Below are 6,544 nucleotides of genomic sequence, written 5' to 3'. Positions count from 1 at the left end.
GATCTCGGTGCCCTCGCCGGTGGGCTGGGCCTGGGCCTGGGGGGCCTGCTCCTGCTGCGGGGCCTGCTCCTCGGCGGCCACGTCGGTGGTCTCCGGGGTCGCGGCCTCGGTGGCGGCGTCCTCGATCTGCTGGCCGGAGGGCTTGCCCGGCTCGGGGGACTGCTGCGGGGCGGGGGCGCCGGAGCCGATGACGGCCAGGACCTGCCCGACCTCGGCGTCCTCGTCCTCCTGGACCCGGATCTCCAGCAGGGTGCCGGCCACGGGGGAGGGGACCTCGGTGTCGACCTTGTCGGTGGAGACCTCCAGCAACGGCTCGTCGACGGCGACGTCGTCGCCGACCTGCTTGAGCCACCGGGTCACGGTGCCCTCGGTCACGGACTCGCCCAGGGCGGGCAGGGTGATCTCGGTGCCCTCGCCGGTGGGCTGGGCCTGGGCCTGGGGGGCCTGCTCCTGCTGCGGGGCCTGCTCCTCGGCGGCCACGTCGGTGGTCTCCGGGGTCGCGGCCTCGGTGGCGGCGTCCTCGATCCGCTGGCCGGAGGGCTGCGGGGATCCGCCGGAGCCCGAGCCGTCGCCGATGACGACCAGGGGCGCGCCGACCTCGACGTCCTCGTCCTCCTGGACCAGGATCTCCTCGATCACGCCGGCCACGGGGGAAGGGATCTCCGTGTCGACCTTGTCGGTGGAGACCTCGACCAGGGGCTCGTCGACGGCGACCTCGTCACCGACCTGCTTGAGCCACCGGGTCACGGTGCCTTCGGTCACGGATTCGCCCAGGGCGGGCAGATTTACGGTTTCTGACATGGTCCGACCGTCTTTCTTTCGGTGCCTTCGTTGGTGCGGTCCGGGTGGTGGGCCCGGTGCCGGGGTGCGGGGGGAGGTCCCGCCCGCCGGGGCGGGACCTCGGCGGGGTCAGCCGTGCAGCGGCGCCCCGGCGAGCGCCATGGCGGCCTCGCCGATGGCCTCGTTCTGGGTGGGGTGCGCGTGCACGAACGCGGCGACGTCCTCGGGGTAGGCCTCCCAGTTGACGATGAGCTGGCCCTCGCCGATCTGCTCGCTGATCCGCTTGCCGATCGCGTGGAAGCCGATGATCGGGCCGTCCTTCTCGCGCACGAGCTTGATGATGCCGCCGGTGCCCAGGATCGAGCTCTTGCCGTTGCCGGCGAGGTTGTACTCGGCGACCTCGACGTTGTCCGCGCCGAACTTCTCCTTGGCCTTGGGCTCGGTGTAGCCCACGGAGGCGATCTCCGGCTCGGTGAAGGTCACCTTGGGGATGTTCACGTCCTCGACGATCGCGGGGTTGAGCCCGGCGATCTCCTCGGCCACGAAGCGGCCCTGCTGGTAGCCGCGGTGGGCCAGCTGCACGCCGGGGACGATGTCGCCGATCGCGTAGATGTTGCCCACGCCGGTGTGCAGGCGCTCGTTGGGGGTGACGAAGCCGCGGTCCATCGGGATGCCCTGCTCCTCGTAGCCCATGCCGGCGGTGTTGGGCCCGCGGCCCACGGCCACCAGGACGATGTCGGCCTCGAAGACCTTGCCGTCGGCGAGGGTGACCTTCGCGCCGTTGTCGTCCTGCTCGACCTTGTCGAAGAAGGTGCCGAGGTTGGACTTGATGCCGCGCTTCTTGAACTCGCGCTCCAGGACCTTGATGAGGGCGGGGTCCTCGTTGGCCACGAGGTTGGGCAGGCCCTCGATGATGGTGACGTCCACGCCGAAGGAGTTCCACATGGACGCGAACTCGCAGCCGATCACGCCGCCGCCGAGCACGATCGCGCTCTTGGGCACGAAGTCGATCTCGAGGGCCTCGGTCGAGGTCATCACGCGCCCGCCGATCTCCACCCCCAGGGTCTTGGAGACGGACCCGGAGGCCAGGACGATGTGCTTGCCGGTGTAGGTGGTGCCGTCGACGTCGACGGTGTTCTGCCCGGTGAGCCGGCCGACGCCCTCGATGACCGTGACCTTGCGCATCTTCATGAGCCCGGACAGGCCCTTGAACTTGCCGGCGACGATCTTGTCCTTGTACTCGCGCACCGCGGCCATGTCGATCGACTCCAGCGTGGTGTGCACGCCGTACTTGGCGCCCTCCCGGGCGTTCTCCGCGAGCTCGGCCGAGTGCAGGTACGCCTTGGTGGGGATGCAGCCCCAGTGGAGGCAGGTGCCCCCGAGCTTGTTCTTCTCGACCAGGCCCACCGTGAAGCCCAGCTGGACGGCGCGCAGCGCGGCGGCGTAGCCGGCGCTGCCCCCACCGAGGACGAGGATGTCGAATTCGTTGTCGGCCACGTGTTTGGCTCCCTTGCGCGTTGACGTCGGGACGGGCGGGTGGCGCGCCGTCCTGGACCGGTGTTGTGTCGTCCCTACCTTAGCCCCACCGCCCAGCGAGTGCCCATGCAGGCAACCGCCGGGCGGCGGGGGTGTCGGCGGGGCTCAGCCGCGGTCCGCGGCGGCGTTCTCGAGCAGCCGGACGAGGGTCCGCACGCCCGCTCCGGTGCCCTCGGCGGGGGTGTACCCGTACGGGGAGGACTCGTTGAAGGAGGGCCCCGCGATGTCGATGTGCGCCCACGGGACGCGGGCGCCGTCGGCCCCCGCGACGAACTCGCGCAGGAACAGCCCGGCCACCAGCATCCCGCCGTGCTTGTCGCCCACGTTCTTGAGGTCGGCGACCTTGGAGTCCAGGGAGGCGCGCAGGTGCTCCGGCAGGGGCATGGGCCAGGCGTCCTCGCCGGCGCCGCGGGCCGCCTCGGCCACCGCGGTGCGCAGCGACTCGTCGCCCATGACCCCGGAGGTGCGCGTGCCCAGGGCCACCATCTGCGCGCCCGTGAGGGTGGCGATGTCCACGACGGCGTCCGGGGCCTCCTCGCACGCGGCCACGAGGCCGTCCGCGAGCACGAGCCGGCCCTCCGCGTCGGTGTTGAGCACCTCGACCGTGCGCCCCCCGCGGATCGTGATCACGTCGCCGGGGCGGGTGGCGGTGGAGGAGGGCAGGTTCTCGGCGAGGCACAGCCACCCGGTGACCTTCACGGGCAGCCCGAGCTCGGCGGCGGTGAGCACCGCCGCGAGGACGGCGGCGGCCCCGGCCATGTCCGACTTCATGGTCATCATCGAGGCCGGGGGCTTGAGCGAGAGGCCGCCGGAGTCGAAGGTGATGCCCTTGCCCACGTAGGCGTAGTGCTTCGCGGCGCGGGCGGGGGAGTACTCGAGCTTCACGAGGCGGGGCCCGTGCACGGAGCCCTGGCCGACGCCCAGCAGCCCGCCGTAGCCGCCCTTGGCGAGGTCCTTCTCCGCGAGCACCGACACGGAGACCTTCGTGCCCTTCGCGGCCTGGCGGGCGTAGTCGGCGACGGTCTCCGGGTAGACCACGTTGGGGGACAGGTCCACGAGCGTCCGGGCCGCGCGCACGCCGCGCCCCAGGGCGGCGGCGCGGTCGAGGCACCGGCTCAGCGCGGCGCGGGCGACGTCGGGGGCGTGCACGACGGCGGAGGCCAGCGGGGCCTTCACCGACCCGGCGGTCGCGGCCCGCTGGTGGGCGAACGCGAAGGCCCCGAACGCGGCGCCCTCGGCGACCGCCGCGGCGTCCTGCTCGGAGGCCACCGGCAGGGCGAGCACCGCGGAGTCCGTGCCGGCGAGCCGGCGCACCGCGGCCCCCGCGGCACGGCGCAGGGCCTCGGCACGGGCGGCACCGTCCTCGGGCAGGGCGCCGAGGCCGGTCAGGACCGTCACCGCGAACGGGAGCCCGGACGGGGCGGGGAGCACGGTCACCTCGTCGGTGGCCCCGCCCACGCGCAGCACCTCGGCCGCCTCCACCACGGCGGAGAGCCGGCGCTGCTCGCCGGCGGGGAGCACCACGCGACCGGTGCCGCCCGCCTTCTCCACGCCGAGCACGAGGGCGTGCGCCGGCGTGCGGGACAGGGACTTGTGGGTGGCGGTGAGCTCGATCCCCCGGGGCTCGAGCAGGGCCTGTACGTCGGGCATGGGTCGTCCTTTCGCTGGCGGTCGCTGAGGCACGGCCCGTCCGGGCCGCGGCGGGGCCGCTCCCGGCGTCCCGCGCCCGTCCGGCGGGCGTCCCGTCGATCCTATCCCCGGCGCGCCGGCGGGACCGGGAGCGGCTACCGGTCGGGAATATGCGGACGCGCGGGCGGGTTGAAATCAACCGAGGTGCGGCCCGCCGGCCGCGCCCCGAGGACCGACCACCAGGAGGAGACGCCGTGCTGGACCCCACCTCGCTGTACCTGAGCAACCCCGCGCTGCTCGAGGACGCCCGGGTTCGTGGCCTGCCGCTGATCGTCGCCCTGTCCGGCTACGCGGAGGCGGGGCACGTGGCCGCCCAGATCGAGCACACCATCACGGAGGCGCTGCCGCACGAGGCCGTCGCCCGCTTCGACCTCGACCAGCTCTACGACTACCGGGCGCGCCGCCCGCACGTGAGCTTCGTCGAGGACCACTTCGAGCGCTTCCAGCACCCCGAGCTGTCCCTGCGCCTGGTGACGGACGCCCTGGGGCGCAGCTTCGCGCTGCTCACCGGCCCCGAGCCGGACCTGCAGTGGAACCGGTTCACGGAGGCGGTCGTCGGTCTGGCCCGCCGCATGGACGTCTCCCTCGTGGCCATCGTCGCCGGCATCCCGATGCCGGTGCCGCACACCCGGCCGGTGCTCGTGTCCGTGCACGGCAGCCGGGCGGACCTGCTGCCCACCAAGCACCCCTGGAAGCCCGTGGTCGAGATGAGCGGCTCCGCCGCCCAGCTGCTCGAGATCCGGCTGACCGAGGAGGGGATCGACAACATCGGCTTCACCGTGCACGTCCCGCAGTACCTCGCGGAGGCGCACCTGCCCCACGCCGCGGTCGCCGCCCTCGAGCACATCAGCGCCGTGACGTCCCTGACCCTGCCCTCGGACCAGCTGCGCGAGGCCGCGCGGGACATCGAGCGCCAGATCGACCACCAGGTCGGTGCCTCCCCGGAGGTGCAGGCGGTCGTGGCGGGCCTGGAACAGCGCTACGATGACGTCGTCGACGCCTCGGCCCCCCGGTCCCTGCTCGTGGGGGACGAGTCCGACCTCCCCGACGCCGACGAGATCGGCGCCGCGGTCGAGGCCTTCCTCGCCGCCCAGGAGGACGAGCAGGACTGACCCGCCCGCGGCGGCCCGCCGTCGTCCCGGGACGGCGGTGCCGTTCCCGGGCGTGGGCCCGGGCCCCCGTCCCGAGAGCGGAGCGCATGAACTTCCACCGGTCCCGTCCCCGCGAGCCCGGCAAGGACTCCCGCTCCGCCTACCTCGTCTTCGGCATCGGTACGTTCGCCTACTTCAGCGCCGTGGCGCAGCGCACGAGCTTCGGCGTGGCCTCCGTGGACGCCGCCGAGCGCTTCGGCACCGCGGCCTCCGCCCTGTCGATGTTCTCCCTCATGCAGGTCCTCGTCTACGCCGGCCTGCAGATCCCCGTGGGCGTGCTCGTGGACCGCGTCGGCTCCCGGGCGATGGTCGCCGCCGGAGGCCTCCTGATGGTGGCCGGCCAGGTGGTGCTGGCGCTCGCGGACACGGTCGCCGAGGGGGTCGGCGGCCGCGTGCTCGTGGGAGCGGGGGACGCCGCGACCTTCGTGTGCGTCATGCGCCTGATCCCCGCCTGGTTCTCGGCCCTGCGCGTGCCGCTGCTGACGCAGCTGCTGGGCGTGGTCGGCAACATCGGCCAGCTCGTCTCCGTGATCCCCTTCGCGTGGGCGCTGGAACGGGCCGGCTGGTCGCCGTCGTTCGTGGCGCTCGCGGCGCTGGCACTGCTGGCCACGGTGCTCTCCGCCGCGGTGCTGCGCAACGCCCCGCCGGGCGTCCAGGTCCTGGACCCGGCGCTCGGGCTGCGCCGCACCGGGCGGGTGCTGCGGGAGAGCGTGGCCGAGCCGGGCACCCGCCTGGCCTTCTGGGTGCACTTCACCACCCAGTTCGCCGGCAACACCTTCGCGCTGATGTGGGGCTATCCCTACCTGGAGTACGCGCAGGGCCTGGGCGACGCCACGATCTCCGTGGTCATGACGTCGTTCGTGCTCACCAACCTGGCCGTCGGCCTCGTCCTGGGCGGGCTCACGGCCCGGCACCCGGGCCGCCGCGCCCGGCTGGCGCTGACCGTCACGGGGATCGTCTTCGGCACGTGGACGGTGCTCCTGCTGTGGCCGGGGACCGCCCCGGCACCGGTGGTGCTGGTCGCCGTGTGCGTGATCGCGATCAGCATGCCGGCCTCCATGATCGCCTTCGACATCGCCCGCAGCTTCAACCCGCCGCGCCGCACGGGCACGGCGGCCGGGATCGTCAACGTGGGCGGCTTCGCCGCCACGGTCCTCGCGATCTTCGGCACCGGGCTCGTCCTCGACCTGCTGCACGCCGCCGGGTTCCGCGACGAGCTCTACGCCCCCGACGCGTTCCGGCTGGCCGTCGGCGCGCAGTACCTCGTCGCGGCGCTGGGCGTCGCCGGGCTGCTGGCCACCGCCCGCCAGGTCCGGCGCCGCCACGGGGCCGGCGCCGCCTGAGCGCCCGGCCCGGCCCGCGGCGTCCGTCCTGCACTACCCGGGCGC

General features: G+C 73.7%; 5 protein-coding genes. 2 read left to right on the top strand and 3 right to left on the bottom strand.

Translation table 11 applies throughout. The features are described 5' to 3' along the window. The 3 genes from M3185_RS04630 to M3185_RS04620 all read right to left on the bottom strand — a co-directional run. A partial coding sequence (locus tag M3185_RS04630) for a biotin/lipoyl-containing protein (RefSeq protein WP_285859440.1) occupies positions 1-801 on the bottom strand: 801 nt, incomplete at its 3' end. Between the two features lie 108 nt (positions 802-909). Then, positions 910-2,277: a dihydrolipoyl dehydrogenase gene (lpdA, locus tag M3185_RS04625; protein ID WP_251332494.1), complete on the bottom strand. Its 1,368-nt coding sequence runs from the start codon at positions 2,275-2,277 to the stop codon at positions 910-912. Between the two features lie 144 nt (positions 2,278-2,421). Further along, the gene (locus M3185_RS04620) at positions 2,422-3,966 is read right to left on the bottom strand and encodes a leucyl aminopeptidase (RefSeq protein ID WP_251332493.1); all 1,545 of its coding nucleotides are present in this window, start codon (positions 3,964-3,966) and stop codon (positions 2,422-2,424) included. Between the two features lie 233 nt (positions 3,967-4,199). On the opposite strand from M3185_RS04620, the gene M3185_RS04615 reads away from it, so the two are divergent. Together M3185_RS04615 and M3185_RS04610 are read left to right on the top strand one after the other, a co-directional pair. Next, entirely contained in the window at positions 4,200-5,117 is a 918-nt protein-coding gene (locus M3185_RS04615; protein ID WP_251332492.1) for a proteasome assembly chaperone family protein, read from the top strand. Positions 5,118-5,203: 86 nt separating this feature from the next. After that, positions 5,204-6,499, top strand: coding sequence for an MFS transporter (locus tag M3185_RS04610; RefSeq protein ID WP_251332491.1), 1,296 nt, complete (start codon positions 5,204-5,206; stop codon positions 6,497-6,499). Positions 6,500-6,544 lie beyond the last annotated feature (45 nt).

Source organism: Kocuria rosea (assembly GCF_023715525.1).
In the GTDB taxonomy this organism is placed as follows: domain Bacteria; phylum Actinomycetota; class Actinomycetes; order Actinomycetales; family Micrococcaceae; genus Kocuria; species Kocuria rosea_A.
Note: the sequence above shows the minus strand (reverse complement) of the source record. Positions and strands in the feature narration are given on the sequence as shown.